Origin of the sequence: Neoluteolibacter marinus, from assembly GCF_014904755.1 — a bacterium.
Classification (GTDB): domain Bacteria; phylum Verrucomicrobiota; class Verrucomicrobiia; order Verrucomicrobiales; family Akkermansiaceae; genus Haloferula; species Haloferula marina.
Map to the genome: position 1 here is coordinate 35,971 of NZ_JACZFQ010000021.1, position 19,744 is coordinate 55,714.

Sequence of the window (19,744 nt, forward strand, 5' to 3'; positions counted from 1 at the left end):
GGATCGTCATCCCTCCGTCTCCCCCATCACCGAGAATCCGGGCTGGTAGAACCCCCGGCCTCCCGTCGTAATCGGCGCCGCATGACGTTTCCGAGACGACCCCTGATTCTCGCCCTTCTTGCCGTCCTGGCACCTGCCCGCGCGGAAGTCCGGCTGCCCCATGTATTCACCAATGGGGCGGTGCTGCAGAGGGACCGGGCCGTCCCCGTTTGGGGCCATGCCGAGCCGGGCAAGAAGGTGGTCGTGAAATTCGGCGGCCAGGAGAAATCCGCCGAAACCGGCGGTGACGGGACCTGGAGGGTCGACCTCGACCCCATGCCTGCGAGCGCGGAGGGCAGGACCCTCGAAGCCTCGGAAGAAGGCGGCAACAAGCTTGAGATCCACGACGTCCTGGTCGGTGAAGTCTGGCTCGCCAGCGGCCAGTCGAACATGGAATGGAACATCGGCGCGTCCCGCGCGGAAGACCAGGAAATCGCCAAATCCGCTCCCGTTCCCCTGCTGCGGCTGCTGACCGTGCCGAAGCGGCTCTCGCCTTACCGTCTCGACGATTTCGAAGGGCAGTGGCAGCAGGCGACACCTGAAACTGCTCCAGGATTTTCTGCGGTCGCTTACTTCTTCGGTCGCCGCCTGACCGAGGAACTCGGGATTCCCGTCGGCATGATCCACAGCTCTTGGGGTGGTTCACGGATCGAACCGTGGCTCGCCGACGAAGGCTTCAAGGACATCCCGGACCTGCAGGAAATGCGCGAGTTCCGCCAGAAGCGGACTCCCGGCAGCGACGAGTTCAATCAGATCATGCAGCGCCACCTCGGTGCAACCCGGGCCTGGGTCGATGCTGCGGAACGCGCGCTCCATGACCATCGTCCGATCCCCGGACAACCCGCCGCGCCCCCCGTCCTGCCGGTCGGCCACAACCAGGCCATCGGCACCTATCAGGCGATGATCCATCCGCTCGTTCCCTACGGACTCCGCGGATTCATCTGGTACCAGGGCGAGTCCAATGTCGGTGAGGGCATGCTCTACACCCTGAAAATGCAGGCGCTGATCCAGGGCTGGCGGGAGAAGTTCGCGAGCCCCGAGGCGCCCTTCCTCTATGTCCAGCTGGCCCCCTACAATTACGGGGGCAACCGTGAAGGCGCCTTGCAGGCGCTGTGGACGGCGCAGGAGCGGGCTTTGAAAATCCCCCGCACGGGCATGGCCGTCACCCTCGACATCGGGAACCCCGGCGACATCCACCCGCGCAACAAATCGGAAGTCGGCCGCCGCCTCTCGCTCTGGGCCCTCGCCGACACCTATGGCAAACCGGACATCGTCAAGTCCGGGCCGCTGTTCGAAAAATTCGAGGTTGCAGGCGACTCCATCCGCGTCCGCTTCGGCCACACTCCCACCGGCCTCGCGACCCGCGATGGCAAGCCGCCCTCCGATTTCGAAGTGGCGGGCCCGGATTGGAGTTTCAAGCCCGCCACCGCGGAAATCGTCGGCAACGAGCCGGTGGTGGTCGTCCGGAGCGAAGAAGTGAAGTCCCCCACCATGGTCCGCTTCGCCTGGCACCAGACCGCGCAGCCGAACCTGATGAACCGGGAAGGACTCCCAGCAGCAGCCTTCCACAGCCACTGGCCGGACGACCCCGAACTCGGCCGCAACGTCGCCTTCCAGCGGCCATTCACGTCGAGCGATCCCAACACCGCCGGCTGGAACACCGGCCTAACCGACGGCAGCTGGAACGACGCCGCGGGAACCTGTTTCGCCACGGGATTCGCCAACGGCTTCCCGAAGCACGTCACGATTGACCTCGGCCGCGCCCGCGACGTCCGGGCCGTGCGCTTCGGAGTTCCCGGTTTCGGGGCGACCAAAACCGTGACCATTTCCATCAGCGGCGACGGCAAGGAATTCCAGGAAATCGGCAAACACGAGTTCGCCGGCAAGACCCGCTCCTCCACCGAAATCCGCTTCGACCAGCGCCCGGCGCGATTTGTCCGCGCCACCTTCCCCGATCACCACGAAAAGCAGGACCAGTACAACGAGAACCACGCCTTCCTCAGCGAACTCGAGGTCTACGGCCCGGCCGACTGAACTGCTTCAGCGCCCCTCGCTCACATGTTTGCCAGGTAGGCCACGCTGGTCTTGATGCTCGCCATCGGATCGGGCGAGTGGTCCTGCTCGACGTGCAGGTGCTGCACGCCGGCCTTCTTTGCGGCGGCGAGGACCGGCGCCATCGGGATGATGCCGTTGCCAAGCTCCTTGAAGGCATCCTGCGGGATGCTTCCGTATTCGGGCAGGTCCAGCCCCGCCTTGAGGTCCTTGAGGTGGAGTTGCGAGACGCGCTTGCCGAGTTTCTCGATGAAGGCGGCCGGTTCGTGGCCGCCGACCTTGATCCAGAAGATGTCGATCTCGAACTTCATGTCCTCCGAGAATTCTTCGAGGAACACGTCGTAGCCGCATTTCCCCTCGTCCTTCGGCTCGAATTCAAACGCGTGATTGTGGTAGGAGAGCTGGATCCCGGCCGCCTTCGCCTTGGCCGCCGCCTTGTTGGCATTGGCCGCGATCCGCTTGTAGTCATCCAGCGTTCGCCGCTCGCCGTCCTGCAGGTAGGGAATCACCAGATGGCTCAGGCCCACTTCCTTGGCCCGCTCGAGGATTTTCATGAAGTCGCTCATCCCCGCGTCCTTGGGGCTCACCACGCTGGCCCACTCGAAGTGGGCGGAATTCAACGCCAGTCCAGCCTCCTTGGCGCCGTCGAGCAGGGGCTGACAGTTGGGGAAGCCGAAGGGTTCGACCTGCTGGTAACCGGCGGCGGCGACCGCTTTCAAGGTCCCCGCGGCATCCTTGGCGAGGGCATCCCGCAAGGTGTAGAGCTGGATGCCGATGTTGCCTGCTTTCGAATTTTCGGCGGCCAAAGCGGCCAACAACCGGCTTGGGGCAGCGATCGCGATCGATCCGGCGGCGGAATAACGGATGAAGTTCCTGCGGTTCATGGTCCATTTCTCGCGGGATCGCGGGACCTTGGCAAGCTCGCGCAAACCCGGCTGTTCCGCCGCTCTCCGGACTTTGTGAAAATTTTCACAAACCCCTTGCCCGCGAGGCCCACTTGGGGCCTGATTCCGGGGCCGGGATTCCCATGAGCAGCACCTCCACGACCGATTACCAAGCCCCCGACGTCGCGGCCAAGGCCGCCGAGTACCACGAGGAGACGACGGACCTGATGGGCGAAAAGATGGTCCTGAACATGGGCCCTTCGCACCCCGCCACCCACGGCGTGTTGCGTCTCATCCTTGAACTCGACGGCGAGACCATCACCAAGGCGGAACCGGATGTGGGATTCCTCCACCGCGGCGACGAGAAGATCGCCGAAAACATGCACTACAACCAGTTCGTGCCCTACACGGACCGGCTCGACTACCTGGCGCCGCTGGCCAACAACGTCGCCTACGCCTGCGCGGTCGAGAAGCTGATGGACTGGCAACTGCCGGCCCGCGGCCAAGCCCTCCGGGTCCTTTGCTGCGAACTCGCCCGCATTTCTTCCCACATGCTCGGCGTCGGCGTCTGCGCGATGGACGTCGGTGCGATGACCGTCTTCCTCTACACGTTCACGGAGCGCGAGAAGATCTACAACCTCTGCGAACAGCTCACCGGCGCCCGTTTCACGACATCCTATACCCGCGTCGGCGGCCAGGTCCGCGACATGCCGCCGGGCTTCGCCGATTCCGTCCGCACCTTCCTCGATGAGTGCGCGGTGACCATCGACGAGGTCGCCAAGCTGCTCGACAAAAACAAAATCTTCGTCGACCGCATGGCCGACATCGGCGTGATCTCCCGCGAGGCCGCCATTGCCTGGGGCCTGACCGGTCCCAACCTCAGGGCCTCGGGTGTCGCCCGCGACCTGCGCAAGGACAACCCCTATCTCGGCTACGAAAAATACGACTTCGACGTCGTCGTCGCCGACGAAGGCGACTGCTACGCCCGCTACCAGGTGCGGATGGAGGAAATGCGCCAGTCGATCCGGATTTGCCGCCAGGTGCTGGACACCATGCCGGACGGGCCCGTCAACCTCGCCCACGCCAAGAGCATGCTCCCCGACAAGGAGAAGGTGCTGATGTCGATGGAGGAGTTGATCCACCACTTCATGGTCGCCACCCAGGGAATCGACGCCCCGCCCGGCGAGGTCTACTTCGCGGCGGAGAACCCCAAGGGTGAGCTCGGATTCTACATTCACTCGACCGGCGGCGGGGTCCCCTACCGCCTCAAGATCCGCAGCCCCTCCTTCTGCAACCTTTCCCCGCTCTCCGCCCTGCTCCCGGGCCACATGGTTTCCGACATCCCGGCCTTCCTCGGCTCGCTCGATTTCGTGATGGGCGAGTGCGACCGCTGACCGTATAGGTGATTTGTTATGAAAACGACGATTCTACTCAGCCTTTTGCTCGCAGGTGTCTCCTTCGCCGGATTCGAGAAGTGGACCAACAAGGACGGCAAGACCGCCGAACTGGACCTCATCAAGGTCGTCGAAAAGGACGGTGAAAAGGCCGGCGAGTTCAAGATGCGCAATGGCAAGACCGTCACGCTGAAGGCCTCCGACCTGTCCGAGGAAGCGGGTGAAAAGCTCGCGGCCTGGGAACCGCCGGCCGCCGAAGTGCAAGGCAAGCCGAGTGTCTTCGACGACACCTTGGATGGCAACCTGCTGAAACTCGACGGCAAGCGCCTGAAGAAGTTCGAACTCACCGAGCGCCCGGAGAAGTTCTACGTCTTCTACTACACCGCATCCTGGTGCGGCCCCTGCCAGCAATTCACGCCGTCGCTCGTCGAGTTCTACAACGAGCACAAGAACGAGAACTTCGAAATTGTCCTGATCACCAGCGATCAGGACGAGGATTCGATGGAGGAGTACGCGGCCAACAAAAGCATGCCTTGGCCACAGCTCAAGTTGAAGAAGGCCAACGACTTCAAGAAAGAGTTCAAGCACGGCGTTACCGGCATCCCATCGGTGATCGTCTGCGACCTTGAAGGCAAGAACCTCGGCAACTTCCGCAATCTCGCCGAGCTCGAGAAACTCGTTAAGTAATCATGTCCTCATCGATCCTCGAAGACAACGTCGCGTCCGAAGAAACGCCCGGTTCGAAGTTCTTCCCGCCCTTCACCCCGACTCCGGCCCTGGAGGCGGAAGCGGACAAGCGCCTCGCCCAGTTTCCCGAGGATCAAAAGCGCTCGGCGGTGCTGCCCTTGCTGCATTTCGTCCAGCACCACCACGGCTTCATCTCGGCGGAGGCGATCGATTGGGTCGCCGGACGCCTGGGGATCGAGCCGATCAAGGTGCTCGAGGTGGTCACCTTCTATCCCGGCTTCCGCCAGTCGGCTCCCGGCAAGTTCCACATCCGGGTTTGCCGCACGCTGTCCTGTGCAATGGGCGGCTCGCACGAACTGATGGACAAGATCTGTGAATTGACCGGCATCGACCGCTCGCACGCCGACTCCCATCACCACCCGGTCACCGTTTCGCCCTGCGGCAAGTGGTCGGTTGAGTTCGCCGAATGCCTCGCTTCCTGCGGCACCGCTCCGGTTTGCCTGGTGAACGACGACTTCCACGAAGGAGTCGCCGCCGACAAAGCCCAGTCCCTCCTCGACCAATACGATTCGGCTCCTTCCGCTGAACACTGAACTCCGAAAACGCGCCACCTCAGTGAGCACCGCGAACGTCCAATACAAAGCCGGCAAACAGCCCGATCCCCGCGAATACCGGCTAATCTTCAAGAACGTCGACCGCGAGGGATGGGATCCGTCGATCGACTGCTACCTGCGCGACGGAGGCTACGAGGACCTGAAGAAGGCCCTCGGCATGGAACCGAAGGCGATCACCGAAGAGGTGAAGAAGTCCGGCCTGCGCGGCCGCGGCGGTGCGGGCTTCCCGACCGGCCTCAAGTGGACCTTCATCCCGCCGACCAACACCAAGCCGGTCTACCTGATCTGCAACTGCGACGAGTCCGAGCCCGGCACCTTCAAGGACCGCTACATCGTCCACCAGGATCCCCATCAGCTCATCGAGGGCATGGTGATCTCCTGCTTCGCTGTCGGCGCCAAGATCGCTTACATCTACATCCGCGAGGAGTTTCCCGAGGCGGCCCGGATCCTTGAGAAGGCCATCGAGGAAGCCCGTGCGAAGAACTTCGTCGGCGAGAATGTCCTCGGTTCCGGATTCGACCTGGAGATCTACGTCCACCGCGGTGCCGCCGCCTACATCTGCGGCGAGGAGACCGGCCTGATCGAGTCGCTCGAAGGCAAGCGCGCCTACCCGCGGATCAAGCCGCCTTATTTCCCCGCGGCGCTCGGGCTCTACATGTGCCCGACCATCGTCAACAACGTCGAATCGTTGTGCCACGTGAAGCACATCGTCCGCATGACCGGCGATGAATACGCCAAGCTCGGCGTGGCCCGCAACACCGGCACCCGCATCCTCTGCGTCTCCGGCGACGTCAAGAAGCCCGGCTACTTCGAGGTCGAGGTCGGCAAGATCACGATGCGCGAGCTCCTCTACGACATGTGCGGGGGCCCCAAGGACGGCCGCGAATTCAAGGCGGTCATCCCGGGCGGTTCGTCGTCGAAGATCCTCCGTTGTGACGAGGAATTCACCCTCCGGGGCCAAGGCCCGGACGGCACCGACAAGAAACTCGGCTTCTGGGACATCCCGATGGATTTCGACTCCCTCGCCGCCTGCGGATCGATGGCCGGCTCGGGCGGGGTCATCGTCATGGACGACTCGCGCAAGATGTCGTGGGTGCTCAACAATATCAACTCGTTCTACGCCCACGAATCCTGCGGCCAGTGCACGCCCTGCCGCGAGGGCTCGATGTGGATGAAGAAAATCTCCGACCGGATCGTTGCCGGCGAAGCGTCGCCGAAAGACATCGAAACCCTGGAGAGCGTCGCCTACCAGATCGACGGACGCACGATCTGCGCCTTTGGCGAAGCGTCGTCCTGGCCCGTCGAGGCGATCATCGCGAAATACCGCGAGGAGCTCCTTGCCGACACCAATCCCGACAACGACGCCGTGCCGCACAATCCGGAAGCCGAAGCCCAGCGCCGCTTCCTGCAGCACGCCTGATCCAAGCGGAAACCGCACAGCTTTCGACCTTCAGCGGAGCCACCCATGGGTGGCTCCGCTTTTCTTTGGGGACGATGCACCTCCCCCTTTTGGGTTAGGACCTGTCGCAAAATTCCCAGATCCCGTCGCATTAACCCTAGAACCCTCTGATTTCCAATACGTTGCAACATTTCTAGGCTTGTCGAAACACGGAATTGCCCTGAGATTCCCCGCCAATGATCGCCGGAGTCCCGTCCCACCCGACGTCCCGCGATCAAAAACCCAACCCGCGATGATCTCCCGAAACCCGTGTCCACCGGCAACCGGCGTTGCCGGCTCGCTGCCCTGTCGAATCCTTGCAATCTCCCTGCTCGCCACCCACGCCCGCGCGGAACTGACCAACCGCTGGTCGTTCAATGATCCCGCCGGCGACGCCCCGTCCGGGACGACGATGGTCGACTCGATTTCAGGCGCCGTCGCCACGGTGATCGGCCAGTATGTCACCCTCGCGAGCTTCGACGGCGCGGCACTCCGCCTTCCCGGTACATCCAATGGCAACCATTCACTGGGTTTCATGTCGGCCTACGTCGACCTGCCCAACGGGATCGTCAGCTCGAAAGCGAACTTCAGCGTCGAGATCTGGGCCACCCCTTTCACCACCACCGGATACGACCGGCTTTTCGACTTCGGGCGCACCCGCGGCATCGACACCCACGGACCGGGTGCCGCCGACGGGGAGATCGTCGACGTCAACGGACAGGGCCAGACCCCGGGAGCAACCCAGGCGGAGGACAACCTCTACCTCTCGTTAAGCCTGGGCGCGGATCCCAACTCCATGCGGATGGACGCCATGATCAATGCCGACGGATCCAACCCCGATCTTTACCACGACACCAACCTCGCCACCACCCTGGGCACCAGCCACCACTATGTCTTCACCTTCGAGGACGGTGCCGGCAGCTACGGAAGTAACGGCGGGCAGGTCAAATGGTACCGGGACGGATCGCTGCTCCACACCGCGGACGTCGATTTTCGCCTGTCGCAACTCGAGGACGTCAACAACTGGCTCGGACGGTCCCAATGGGCGAACGACTGGAATGCCGACGCATCCTACGATGAGTGCCGTATTTATGACCATGCACTGAGCCTCGGGGAAGTGACCGCCAACCTGGCCGCAGGCCCGGACGTGCTCGTCGATCCTCCGGACCCGGTCGCCCCCCCGGTCGCCGACCATCTCTGGACTTTCACCACCCAGGCGCAATCGGAGGTTCCGTCGGGAGTCACGTTCACCGATGAACTCGGCGGCCTGATCGCCACTTTGAAGGGTAACGGGGCATCCCTCAACGGCGGTGCCGTGGTCCTGCCCGGCTCCACCACCGGGGCGCAGCCCGCCTCCAGCATCTCGGCCTACATCGACCTTCCCAACGGAATCGCGACGGCCACCGACAGCGTCACCTTCGAAGCTTGGGCCACGCCATTGTCGTCGAAGAACTGGCAGCGCCTCTTCGACTTCGGTCGCTGCAACGTCACCAGCGGTCCGGACGCGGCGCCGGGCGAGATCGTCGATGGCACCGCATCGCCCGCCTTTGGCGGCTATGACAATCTCAGCCTCACCCTCAACACCGGCGGCAACCTCAACTCCCAGCAACTTGAGGGCCAGATCGGCGGGAACGCCGCCCAGTATTCAAGCACCACGGCCGCCACGGTCGTCGGGACCCGCTACCACTACGTCCTCGTCGTCGAGGATGGCGCCGGCACCCACGGCAGCGCCGGATGCCAGGCACGCTGGTACCGCAACGGGGCTCTCCAAAACTCCGAGGACTTCCCCTTCCACCTCTCGCAGCTCAGCGACGTGAACAACTGGATCGGCCGCTCGATGTATTCCGGCGACTCCAACTCCAACCTGTCGCTCGACGAGTTCCGCATCTACCGCCGGGTCATCACCCCCGCCGAGATCGTGGCCAGCTACGGTGCGGGCCCCGACCCGACCGTGGGACCGCCCGAACCTCCGGCACCGGCGCCGGTTCCTTCTCGCCGCTGGACCTTCGACACGGAACCCGGGGATGCGCTTCCCGGCACCACCTTCCTCGATGAGGCGACCGGCGAGATCGCCACGGTGCAGGGAAATGGCGCCACGCTCAACGGCAGCGAACTCGTCCTCGAAGGCGCGATCACCACCGGCAACCAGATCGTCGAGAACATCTCGTCGTACCTCGATCTGCCGAACGGGATCATCTCGTCACGACCCAGCCTGACCGTCGAAGCCTGGCTGACGCCCCTCTCTTCGAGAAACTGGCAGCGCGTCTTTGATTTCGGGAATTCGTCGATCACCAGCGGCACCGGCGCCGAGCCCGGTGAGATCATCGACGGTGGCCAGCTTCCCGGCAACTTCGTCGCCAACGACAACCTCTTCCTGTCCCTCAACGTCGGCGGCACCCTCGGCTCCCACCGCCTTGCCGCGAAGATCGGCGGCGGCGGCGAGACCTCGCCCGGCAACACCGACCTGTCGACCATCACCGAGGTGGGCACCGAGTACCATTTCGTCATGACCGTGGCCGATGGCGCCGGCACCGCGGGCCCGGGCGGTTGCCTGGTCAAGTGGTACCGCGACGGCACCCTCTACGGCACCGCCGACCTCGCCTACCGGCTGCCCGACCTCGCCGACGTCAACAACTGGATCGGCCGCTCGATGTGGGCCGCCGACTCCAACTCCAACCTCAAGCTGAACGAACTGCGCATCTACGACCGCGCCATCTCCAGCGCCGAGGTCGCCTCCTCGCGGACCGCCGGTCCGGATGCCGTGTTCGAGCCACCCGTCACGGTGGACGACTCGGCCACCATCCACGCCGATCAGAAGGTGCTCGTCGATGTCCTTGCCAACGACAGCGGCGGCCCGCTGCCGGGGACCCTGGAAATCGTCGCGCCTCCGTCCACCGGCATTGCCTCGGTCGACAACGGCCGGATCCTCTATGCTCATTCCGGAAGCAGCTCGTCACCGGTCACTTTCACCTACCGCGTCGGCAACGTCAGCGGGAACACCGCCGAAGGCACCGTCACCATCGATTTCGCCACCTCGCTGCGGCTCACCAACGAGGCCCTCGCCATGCCGGCCGCGCCCCCGGTGAACACCTGGCAGATGGTCGATGCCCTGCCCGGCCTCACCTTCAACCAGCCCATCTGCATCACGGCGGTTCCCGGCGACACCAACCGGCTTTTCGTTTGCGAACGGATCGCCAAGATCAAGCACGTCCCGGATGTCACCGCCGCCACGCCGGTGCAGAACACCTTCCTCGACCTCCAGGCGGTCATCGCCGGTCGCACGCCGACGGAGACCATCGAAGGCGGCGCGAATGCCGAGCACGGCCTGCTCGGCCTCGCCTTCCACCCGCAGTATGCCGGCAACGGCTACTTCTACGTCGCCTACACCGTGCGCATCAACGGCGGCGCCTACTACCAGCGCATCTCGCGCTTCCAGGTCAACGCCGGCGATCCCGACACGGCCGACCCGGCCTCCGAACTAATCCTTCTCCAGCAGCTCGACGAAGGGTCTAACCACGACGGTGGCGACCTTCACTTCGGGCCGGACGGTTACCTCTACTACACCGCCGGCGACGAGCTCGCCCAGCGCGACGTCCTGCAAAACAGCCAGAAGATCAACCTCGACTTCTTCTCCGGCATCTTCCGCATCGACGTCGACAAAAAGCCCGGCAACCTCGAGCCCAATCCCCACTCCGCCATCCCCACCGACGGCGGCATCGCCCGCTTCTCGGTGCCCGTCGACAATCCCTTCGTCCACACCTCCCTCGGCGGCACCTGGGACGGCTTCTACAACGGCAACGAGATCACGCCGCTCGGCAGCGTGCGCACCGAGTTCTGGTGCACCGGCCTGCGCCATGTCTGGCGCTTCTCCTTCGACGAGGAAACCGGCGACCTGTGGGCCGGCGACGTTGGCCAGGACACCTATGAGGAGGTCAACAAGATCATCAAGGGCGGCAACTACGGCTGGGTCTACCGCGAGGGCTTCCACGACACCGCCTTCACCAATCCCGTGCCACCGGCGAAACCGGCCGGCTTCACCAGCATCGATCCCGTCTACGAGTACGTCCACACCGCCCTCGCCGGCGACGCCAACTTCAAGGGCAACTCCGTCGTCGGTGGCCACGTCTACCGCGGCACGCGCTACCCCTCGCTGGTCGGCACCTACATCTTCAGCGACTCCGTCTCCGGCCACGTCTGGCAAATGGACACCGGCAGCGGCGCCACCGTGCGCCTGACCGGATTGCCCGGCGCCTACGGCGTGATCTCCACCCAGGGCGTCGACCCGTCGAACAAGGACCCGCTGTTCGCCGCCTACCTCACTGGCAAGATCATGCGCCTTTCCTCCGGTAGCGATGCTTCCAGCGGCTTCCCCGCCACGCTCTCCGCCACCGGCCTGTTCTCCGACCTCAGCGATCTGTCGCCCGCGTCCGGCCTCCTGCCCTACCAGCCGAACCTCACCTTCTGGAGCGACCACGCCATCAAGCGCCGCTGGTTCGCCATCCCCGATGCCACCAGCCACATGGCCTGGAGCAAGGAAGGCAACTGGTCCTATCCGGCCGGCATGCTGTGGGTGAAACATTTCGACCTCGAACTCGAACGGGGCAACCCCGCCACCCGCAAGCGCGTCGAAACCCGGGTCCTCGTCAAGACCGACACCGGGGCCTATGGCGTGAGCTACCGGTGGAACGAGGCGCAGACCGAAGCCACCCTCGTCGGCGACGGCGGCGAGGAATTCGACATCGACATCGATGAAGGCGGCACCCCCCACGTCCAGCACTGGCAGATCCCCGGACGGTCGTCCTGCATCACCTGCCACGGCGACAATCCCCTTTCCTTCAACACGCGCCAGCTCAACCGCGACGGCTCGATCAACGGCTTCGCCGGCAACCAGATCAACCTGCTGGCCGCCCACGACTTCCTTTCCAACACGCCCGACCCGGTGGCAACGCTCGGCCGCCACATCGCGCCCGATGACACCCAGCATCCGGTCGAGGAACGGGTCCGATCCTACCTCGCCGTGAACTGCGCCTACTGCCACCAGGCGGGAGGCAGCGTGGATGGCTTCTGGGACGGCCGCCCGGAACTGACGCTCGAGCAGACCGGCCTGATCCATGGCATCCCGGTCAACAACGGCGGTAGTCCTGAAAACCAGTACGTGGTCCCCGGCGACATCGCCCACAGCATCGTGCTCAGCCGCGTGGCCGCCACCAACGGCTTCACCCGCATGCCCCCGCTGGCCACCAGCGAACTCGACCAGAGCGGCATCGCCCTGCTCACGGAGTGGATCCAGGATTCCCTCCCCGGACATCCGCTCTACGACCAGTGGCGCGACGGCTACTTCGCGCCAGGCGACCCGGACGGCGACAAGGCCATCGACTTCGACGGCGACGGCCTCGACAACTACACCGAGTATCTCCTCGGCAGTTCACCGCTCACCGGAACCGGCGCCTGGCAGGCGATGATCGGTGACGGCGGCAGCACCCTGAGCTTCCTGCGCAAGGCCTACCGCCGCTATCAGATTGAAACAAGCGACGACCTCAGCGGCTGGCAACCCTGGGACGCCCCGGAAAACCACGATGGTTACAGTACCTCGGACACCCCCGTGAACCTCGCCATTCCACCCGGCGACCGCCGCTTCTTCCGCTTCCAGGTCACCGAGCCGTGATCAAAGCAAGCCGCCTTCGCCCCAGAGATTCACCCAGACGACCAGAGCCCCTGCGGCCACGACGAGGCAGGCGTTCGTCACGAAACCCCACGACCAACCCCGCCCCCCGCGGCCTGGCCACAAACGGATCAGACAAGCGATCGCCGCCAGGAGGGAGATCAGGACAGCCATCTCAAGGTACCAGTGGATGGCGAAAAACAGCTCCCACGAATGACGGGCCGCCAAGTGGCCACATGCCGTGGACGCAACCGCCACCGGCAGGGGTAACAAGCATCTCCACTCTCCCTGTTTTTTCTCCACCCCGGTATTGTTGGCCCCGGGGAAGGGCTTGTGAATTCAAGATCACATTGCCGTCCCATTTCGTTCGCCCGGCCGCGGGCGTGGCGGAGCGCCGACTTCAGTCGGCTTGGATGGTTGGTCAGCAGCAGAAGGGTTGAAAGCACTGCTTTCCGGGTCATCAGCCCTCCATCCCCGATCAACTTGGGGCAAGAATGATGCAAAAGTGTCACCTGAAACCTTCTGTCCAAGCCGGATGAATCCGGCGCTCCGTTGACGCGGGTCAACGCTTGGGGCCGTCCTTCAGATACTGATCCACCGCTTCCCGGTCCGCGGCGGGCAAGGTGGCGACCCACTGCTTCGCGGCGTTCGGGTCATACTGCGCCCAGTTCGCGGCGAGGTTCTTCTGCGCCCACAGCCGGGCGTCGCCCTCGGGGAGGGTGCTGGTCCACGCGCTGGCCGCCTGGGGATCTTTCAGCCCCCAGGTCACGGCGTGGCGGGAAGCGGAGGCGACCAGGTTGCGGGTGGCTCGATCCTGATTCTCGTCATCCTCCGTGGCGGGTCGCTCCATCAGGTAGGCGATGGCGTCGCCCCTGAGGGCGGGATCAATTCCCATGCCGTAATCGTTTCCGGAGATGGCCCGGGCCACGGAGACCTTGCTCTCGTCCGGCAAGGTCTGGAACTGCTTGGAGAGTTCCGCCATCTGCTCCTTGTTCCAACCATTGAGCATCCGCATCAGCTCATAGCCACTGTTCGACTGCGGGTCGAAGGCGGCGGCCTTCTCGAACCACTGATCGGGCGTCTCGACCTTGGCCGAGGCAGAACCAAAGCCGAAGGGATCATCTCCCCGGTTCTCGACGGCCTGCGCGACGGTCTCGCGATCGGCCTCCGAGCCGAGCAGCGCCATCAGTTCTGCGGTCCTGGCTTCGTCTCGGGAGAAGCGGGAAAAGATGTTCCTGAGCGCATTCTGGCGATCGGAGGAGTCCAGTCCCGCACTTTCCAAGGCACGGATCGCGCCTTCCGGATCGCGGCCGGACAGGGTCTGGATGGCTCGCGCTTTTAAAAACTTGGCCTGGCGGTCTTCAAAGCCGTGGCCCTCGTAGTCGAGAGCCAGCCAGGTGGCCGCGTTCTCATCAGAGATGAATCGGTAATAGACATCGGAAAACTTCGCCTTCCAGGAAGCGGGGAACTGATCGAGGTCGGCGAGAATCTTGTCACCGAAGTTCACGTTGTTGCCGTTGTTGAGGGCGGTCTCGAAGAGCTTCCAACCGTCCGGACGCTCGAAGAGACTTCGGATCTCGGAGTCAAAGTCCGTTTTGAGCCGCTGCCCGGTCAAGGCGGACTCGGCCTGGAGGCGGACATGGTCAGGCAGGGACTCCAGCGCGGCCTCCAGGGCGGCCGGCGAGTTCTCGGCGAGGTCGCGGAGGAACCCCTGGGCCCGGTAGGTGTCGTTCATGCTGATCTCGCCATTGGCAATCATCTCCCGGTAGCGGGCCAGGGCGAGGGCGGGGTCATTCCGGGCGATCTTGCCGAGGGCCTGGAGTTCCTTTCCAAGGTCCGGGGTCTCCTTGAAGAAGGAGAGCAGGCGCTGGGGATCCTCCTCCGCCCAGCGGGTGAAGACCGCGTCCGAGGACTGCTCGTTCTCGCGGATGCTCCAGGCGAGGAATCCCTCGGGGTCCTCCCGCTTCCAGCGCTCCTTGGCGAGCTTGTTGAAGAGGGTGAGCTCGAAGCCAGTGCGGTCCTCGAACCATCGCTCGTCGAGCCAGCGCCCGATCTCGTCGAGCGGCAGCGAATTCACCAGCGAGATGGTGGCGCGCATGCGGTCCTGGGCGGAGCCGGCGTCGAGGACGGCGCGCATCAGCTGCTTGGCCTGCTCCGTGGGGCCGTAGACGCGCCGGGTGCGCGTGGCGCGGGAGGAGGACTTGGTGGCGCGGTCAGCGGCGGACTTTTCCCCGGCGGCGGGCGCGGGCTTGCCCCCGGCGAGCTGCCAGCCGGCGGTGGCGGTGGCGAGGAAGAGCAGCGCGAAGGAAACGAGGCGGCCGGGGGATGAAGAGGAGGGTCGGCTCATGGCTGGGCGGGGAGAGAGGATTGGAGGCGGGTGATCTGATCTTCGGGGAGGCCGGAGTTTTCCAACCACTCGACGGCTGCCTGGCGGTCGGAACGGCCCCACTGGTGGATGAGATTGGGCAGGTAGTTGTATCGGTTCTCCGATTCCTTCAGGCTCATCGCCCACTCGACGGCGTCATCGAAGCGCCCGGACTCGGTCAACCTTGAAACCATGACATTGACCCCCTGCGTGTGGGTGGAGGGATCGTCCTGGCGGCCGACCCAGTCCGCGTAGCCATCCAGGTCCTGCTGCGCCCAGATGTTGGCGACCTGCTGGAAGCTGGATCGGTGGCCCGATGAAGGATCTGTCCCCATGACCATCTCCAGCGTGCGGGCGGGATCGCGGGAGACCAGGGAGGCGATCAGGCGGTTCGCCTCCGGCGCGCCGCTTCCCCAGCCGGAGCCACCGCCGCCGTAATGGATCGTGGTCATGCCGCTGAGGGCATCGGGATCGAGGGAGAAGATCCGCTCCGCCATGGCGAAGGCCTGGTCGGGATCGCTCGAAAGCAGGCTGATGCCGACGGCGGAGAGCTGGTCGATGGCGACTTTCGGCGCGGTATTGGCCAGGGCCTGCTCCTTGGCCGCCTCCGGGTCGGTCTTGAGGAGGTTCGCGAAAAGGGCGGCTTCCATTTTCCACTTCAGCTCGCCGGAGGGCGTCTGGGCGGCGAGCTTCTCCAGCATCTCCGGGTGCTGCTCCGCCACGAGGTTAACGAAGCTCCCGAGGGTGTCCTGCGAGCCGCCCCAGGGTGTGCTCACTTTCCCGCCGCTCTCCTGGATCCACTCGTAGGCGGCCCAGGGATCCTTGCCGATCAGGACCTTGAAAATCCCAGGATGGAAACCATAACCCTTGTCCTGGAGGAAGGTGAGGATATCGAGGGGATTGCCCACGTCATCCCACTTCGCCATGCCCTGAAGAGCGTTGTTCTGGCCTTCGGAGGGGATCTCGTCCCAATGCTCCCGGACCCAGTCGGGGTGGAACTCCCCCAGCCCCCAGGTCACGTTGTTCAAGCGCCCGGGGTTCTGGGCCATGACGGCGGCCAGGGATCCCGCCGGATCGTGGCAGGCCCAGGCCCACCATGTGTAATGCTCGTCGGGCGTGCCCTTGGCGGCGTCCACCGCGGCCTGGGGGTCGATGCGGGACCAGTTGATGAAAATCAGGTCGTTGATCTCGTTGGCGCGGTTGTCGACGGTCTTGTAGTGCTGCCAGAAGGCGGCGATGTCTTCCTGGCTGGCGTCCACCATCCACAGCGCGAGCCGGGCATAGAGGTCCTCCGGCGGCAGCGCCTTGAGGGACTCCAGATCATCGTCCGAGTGAACGGACGGTAGCACGATCCGGGGCGCCCGATCGCGCGACCTCGACCTGCTGCCCGGTTCGGTGGCCAGATCGACATTCGGTCGTTGGTCCACGACTTCGACGGATTCCGTGGCCGGGAGCGAACGGTCGCCCGCGCGCTTGGCGGCAAAGCCGCAAGCAAGGCCTCCGGCACCAGCGGCGAAAAGCAATGTGAGTTGTGTCCTTTTCACGTGGGTTGAATCGACATGACTTTTCAGTCAATTGCCGGTTAGTGGCTCCGTTTTCGTTCGTGAAGTCAATGCGATTCACGCCCGCCGGTGGAAGCGAGGGAAAGATGACAGATCTTCCCTCCGCTCCACACAATTGCTCGGCAGCACGCCCATTCCTTGATTGGCTGGATCCGCCGTGAGTTACGACTTGAAGCCATTGCACGCCCCGCGCTTGGCAGGCGGCAGCCTCCGGTTGGTGGTGTGGTTGCTCGAAAGCCGGGTCTTCGGCGGACTGCTGAGGAGTGTCCTCTACCGGAAAGTCGGCATCACCTCGTTCCGCGGCAAGCTCGTCGACGAGCCCCCTACCCTGCGGCCCTTCGTCGATCCCGATCAAATCCAGTGCGCCGTCGTTTCGGTGAGCGCAGCCTCGATCGAGACTGTCGCATTGACCCCGACGAGACGACGCGGCTTCCAGCCGCCCACCATCCACGACTTTCTCCACGCATACCGGAACGGAACAACGGACCCCGAACAGGTCGCGCACAAGCTGATCGACGCGATCTCGGACTCAAACTCCTCGAAATTGCCGCTCCGGGCCATCATCCAGTTGGATCCCGGCGACCTGATGCGGCAAGCCCGAGAGTCGGCGCTGCGGTGGCGCAGCGGCAGCCCGCTGTCCGTGATGGACGGCGTGCCGGTCGCAGTGAAAGACGAACTTGATCAAGTCCCCTACCCGACCCGTGCCGGTACCACTTTCCTGGGCGAATCCATCGCCACCCGCGATGCCACCGCCGTCGCCCGCTTGCGCGCCGCGGGCGCCCTGCTGATCGGAAAAGCCAACATGCATGAGATCGGCATCGGCGTCACCGGACACAACCCCCACCACGGTGCGGCACGGAACCCGCACGATCCCTCCCGTCATACCGGAGGATCATCGAGCGGTTCCGCGGCCGCGGTGGCGGCGGGCCTCTGCCCGGTGGCGCTCGGAGCCGACGGCGGCGGATCGATCCGGATCCCCGCGGCGTTCTGTGGTGTCGTCGGGCTCAAACCCACCTTCGGCCGGGTCAGCGAACAAGGAGCATTCCCGCTCTGCTGGTCCCTGGCACACATCGGTCCCATTGCCTCGACCGCGCGGGATGCCGCCATCACTTACGCCCTGATCGCCGGCCAAGATCCGGCCGCCCCCGGAACGAGAGGACAGCCCCCGGTGTCCATCGACGGCATCGACCGGTGCGACCTGAAAGGAGTCCGGCTGGGCGTCTTCGATCCCTGGTTCCGCGACGCCAGTCCGGAGGTGTCGGAGTGCTGCAGCCGGATGCTTGAACGCTTTCAGGAAGCGGGCGCCGAGATCGTCCCGGTGGTCATTGATGATCTCGAATTCATCCGCGTGGCACATCTGGTCTCCATCGTTTCGGAGATGGCACAGTCGATGAGCCGCTATCATAAGGATCACGGCAAGGACTTCTCCCACGACACCCGCATGAACCTCGCCTTGGCGCGCCACCTCACCAGCTCCGATTACATCCAGGCGCAACGGGTCCGCACCCGGGCGATGGCCATCTTCCGGCGCGCGTTTGAAAACGTCGACGCCATCCTCACACCGACCACCGGCTGCACGGCACCGCGGATTCAGAGCGATGCCATGCGCGGCGGGGAATCCGATCTCGCCCTGCTTTCGGAGATCATGCGTTTCGTCGTCGCCGGCAACCTGACCGGTCTCCCCGCCATCTCCTTTCCGGCCGGCCACGACCCGGCGGGACTACCGGTCGGCATGCAAGCGATCGGCCGCTGGTGGGACGAACCCGTGTTGTTGAGAATCGCCGCCGTCGCGGAGCACTTCGCCGAACGCCGCAAACCGGCAATCCACTACAGTCTGTTAGACTGAACCCCCTCCGGCATCAGGCACGCGCCGTAGAAGCCATCCCAGCCGGTCGCCGCCGGCGAGATGAGTTCCTCCTTCCCGAGCTGCCAGCGGGACGACGATCCGATCAATGCGGCGACCTGACCCTGGTTCTCGGACGGCAGCAGCGAACAGGTGGCGTAGACCAACTTTCCGGACGGCCCCAGCAAGTTCTGATAGAGGGCAAGCAACTCCGCCTGCTTGCGCTTGATCTTCTCCAAGCCGGCCCTGGTGAGCCGCCACTTCAAGTCCGGCTGGCGCTTCAGGGTGCCCAAGCCGGAGCACGGGGCATCGATCAACAGGCGGTCCGCCCAGCCCTTGCGCTGGCGCAGCGTGCTGTCCTGCCATCGCTCGATCCGCACGTTGCGGGCCCCGGCCCGGCCGACACGCTTCTTGAGTTCGACCAGCTTTCGTTCGGCGACATCCAGGGCGAGGATCTCACCCTTGTTCTTCATCAGTCCGGCGATCTGAAGCGTCTTTCCACCGGCCCCGGCGCAGGCATCGACGACCCGCATCCCCGGCTCGACGTCGAGCAAGGGAACGATCTGCTGCGACCCGGCGTCCTGGATTTCGATCCGACCGTCCTGTGCGCAAGGCTTCGGCAGCAGCTTCCCCTCCGGCAGCACCAAAGCCTGGGGCACGCCCTCCACCCGCTGGACGGTCACGCCTTCCCCGGCAAGCCATTCAACCACTTCGTCGACCGTGGCCAGCAGCGGGTTCACCCGCAGGAAAATCCGCGCCCGGCGATTCAGGGCCGCGAGTTCCCGATCCCACGCCTCGCCCAGCTCCGCCTCACCGAGAGCATCCAGCCAATCCGGCACCGACTCCCGCACCGCCCGCGGCTGCCCCGGAAGTTCCTCCTCGCGGGCGGCCATGTCGGCCAGATCGGCGCCCTTCCACTGCCACCAATCCGGAACCTCCAGCCCGCCGCGCCGCCATTGCGCCGCGCATAGAGCTTCGACCGCATCCCCGTCGGCCACAAAGGCCAGCGACCTCCGCCAGCGGGTTACTTCGAAAACGGTGGTCGCAATGAACCCGCGGTCGCGCTTGCCCCACTTCGGGTTGGCGCGGAAGGACTCGTCGAGCGCCCGGTCGAGGACCTTGCCCTCGACGAACACTTCCTTCAGGACCCCCGCACAGCCTTCCGCCAACACCCGGTGAACTCTCATCACCGCGACCTTGGCTG

The 19,744-nt window shown here is 64.7% G+C and carries 12 protein-coding genes; 7 read left to right on the top strand and 5 right to left on the bottom strand.

Annotated elements, in window-relative coordinates; genetic code table 11:
* Nucleotides 1–81: 81 nt before the first annotated feature.
* A complete protein-coding gene (locus tag IG178_RS05275; RefSeq protein WP_193211481.1) occupies nt 82–2,073 on the top strand; it encodes a sialate O-acetylesterase in 1,992 nt (663 codons plus the stop codon).
* A gap of 20 nt (nt 2,074–2,093) precedes the next feature.
* Here IG178_RS05275 and IG178_RS05280 read toward each other — a convergent pair whose 3' ends face one another.
* Nucleotides 2,094–2,975 (bottom strand): sugar phosphate isomerase/epimerase family protein, encoded by an 882-nt coding sequence (locus tag IG178_RS05280; protein WP_193211482.1) that lies wholly within the window; start codon nt 2,973–2,975, stop codon nt 2,094–2,096.
* 143 nt (nt 2,976–3,118) lie between these two features.
* Here IG178_RS05280 and nuoD point away from each other — a divergent pair, with 143 nt between their 5' ends.
* The 5 genes from nuoD (at nt 3,119) to IG178_RS05305 (ending at nt 12,773) form a co-directional block, all read left to right on the top strand.
* Nucleotides 3,119–4,369: an NADH dehydrogenase (quinone) subunit D gene (gene nuoD / locus IG178_RS05285; RefSeq protein ID WP_193211483.1), complete on the top strand. Its 1,251-nt coding sequence runs from the start codon at nt 3,119–3,121 to the stop codon at nt 4,367–4,369.
* An 18-nt stretch (nt 4,370–4,387) separates the two neighbouring features.
* The gene (locus tag IG178_RS05290) at nt 4,388–5,056 is read left to right on the top strand and encodes a thioredoxin-like domain-containing protein (RefSeq protein WP_193211484.1); all 669 of its coding nucleotides are present in this window, start codon (nt 4,388–4,390) and stop codon (nt 5,054–5,056) included.
* Nucleotides 5,057–5,058: 2 nt separating this feature from the next.
* Nucleotides 5,059–5,649, top strand: a complete 591-nt coding sequence (locus IG178_RS05295; RefSeq protein ID WP_193211485.1) for an NADH-quinone oxidoreductase subunit NuoE family protein — start codon at nt 5,059–5,061, stop codon at nt 5,647–5,649.
* 22 nt (nt 5,650–5,671) lie between these two features.
* Nucleotides 5,672–7,090, top strand: a complete 1,419-nt coding sequence (nuoF, locus tag IG178_RS05300; RefSeq protein ID WP_193211486.1) for an NADH-quinone oxidoreductase subunit NuoF — start codon at nt 5,672–5,674, stop codon at nt 7,088–7,090.
* Nucleotides 7,091–7,361: 271 nt separating this feature from the next.
* Nucleotides 7,362–12,773: a LamG-like jellyroll fold domain-containing protein gene (locus IG178_RS05305; protein ID WP_193211487.1), complete on the top strand. Its 5,412-nt coding sequence runs from the start codon at nt 7,362–7,364 to the stop codon at nt 12,771–12,773.
* On the opposite strand, the gene IG178_RS05310 is transcribed toward IG178_RS05305, so the two are convergent.
* The 3 genes from IG178_RS05310 to IG178_RS05320 form a co-directional block, all read right to left on the bottom strand.
* A complete protein-coding gene (locus IG178_RS05310; protein ID WP_193211488.1) occupies nt 12,774–12,944 on the bottom strand; it encodes a hypothetical protein in 171 nt (56 codons plus the stop codon).
* A gap of 388 nt (nt 12,945–13,332) precedes the next feature.
* Nucleotides 13,333–15,117, bottom strand: coding sequence for a hypothetical protein (locus tag IG178_RS05315; RefSeq protein WP_193211489.1), 1,785 nt, complete (start codon nt 15,115–15,117; stop codon nt 13,333–13,335).
* Nucleotides 15,114–16,484, bottom strand: a complete 1,371-nt coding sequence (locus IG178_RS05320; protein WP_193211490.1) for a hypothetical protein — start codon at nt 16,482–16,484, stop codon at nt 15,114–15,116. Before IG178_RS05320 ends, IG178_RS05315 begins: the two co-directional genes overlap by 4 nt.
* Before the next feature lie 370 nt (nt 16,485–16,854).
* Here IG178_RS05320 and IG178_RS05325 point away from each other — a divergent pair, with 370 nt between their 5' ends.
* Nucleotides 16,855–18,543 (top strand): amidase family protein, encoded by a 1,689-nt coding sequence (locus tag IG178_RS05325; protein WP_193211491.1) that lies wholly within the window; start codon nt 16,855–16,857, stop codon nt 18,541–18,543.
* Here the strand turns inward: IG178_RS05325 and IG178_RS05330 are convergent.
* Complete coding sequence (locus tag IG178_RS05330) at nt 18,525–19,727, bottom strand: RsmB/NOP family class I SAM-dependent RNA methyltransferase (RefSeq protein ID WP_193211492.1); 1,203 nt, start codon at nt 19,725–19,727, stop codon at nt 18,525–18,527. The two genes, IG178_RS05325 and IG178_RS05330, sit on opposite strands and share 19 nt — an antisense overlap.
* Nucleotides 19,728–19,744 lie beyond the last annotated feature (17 nt).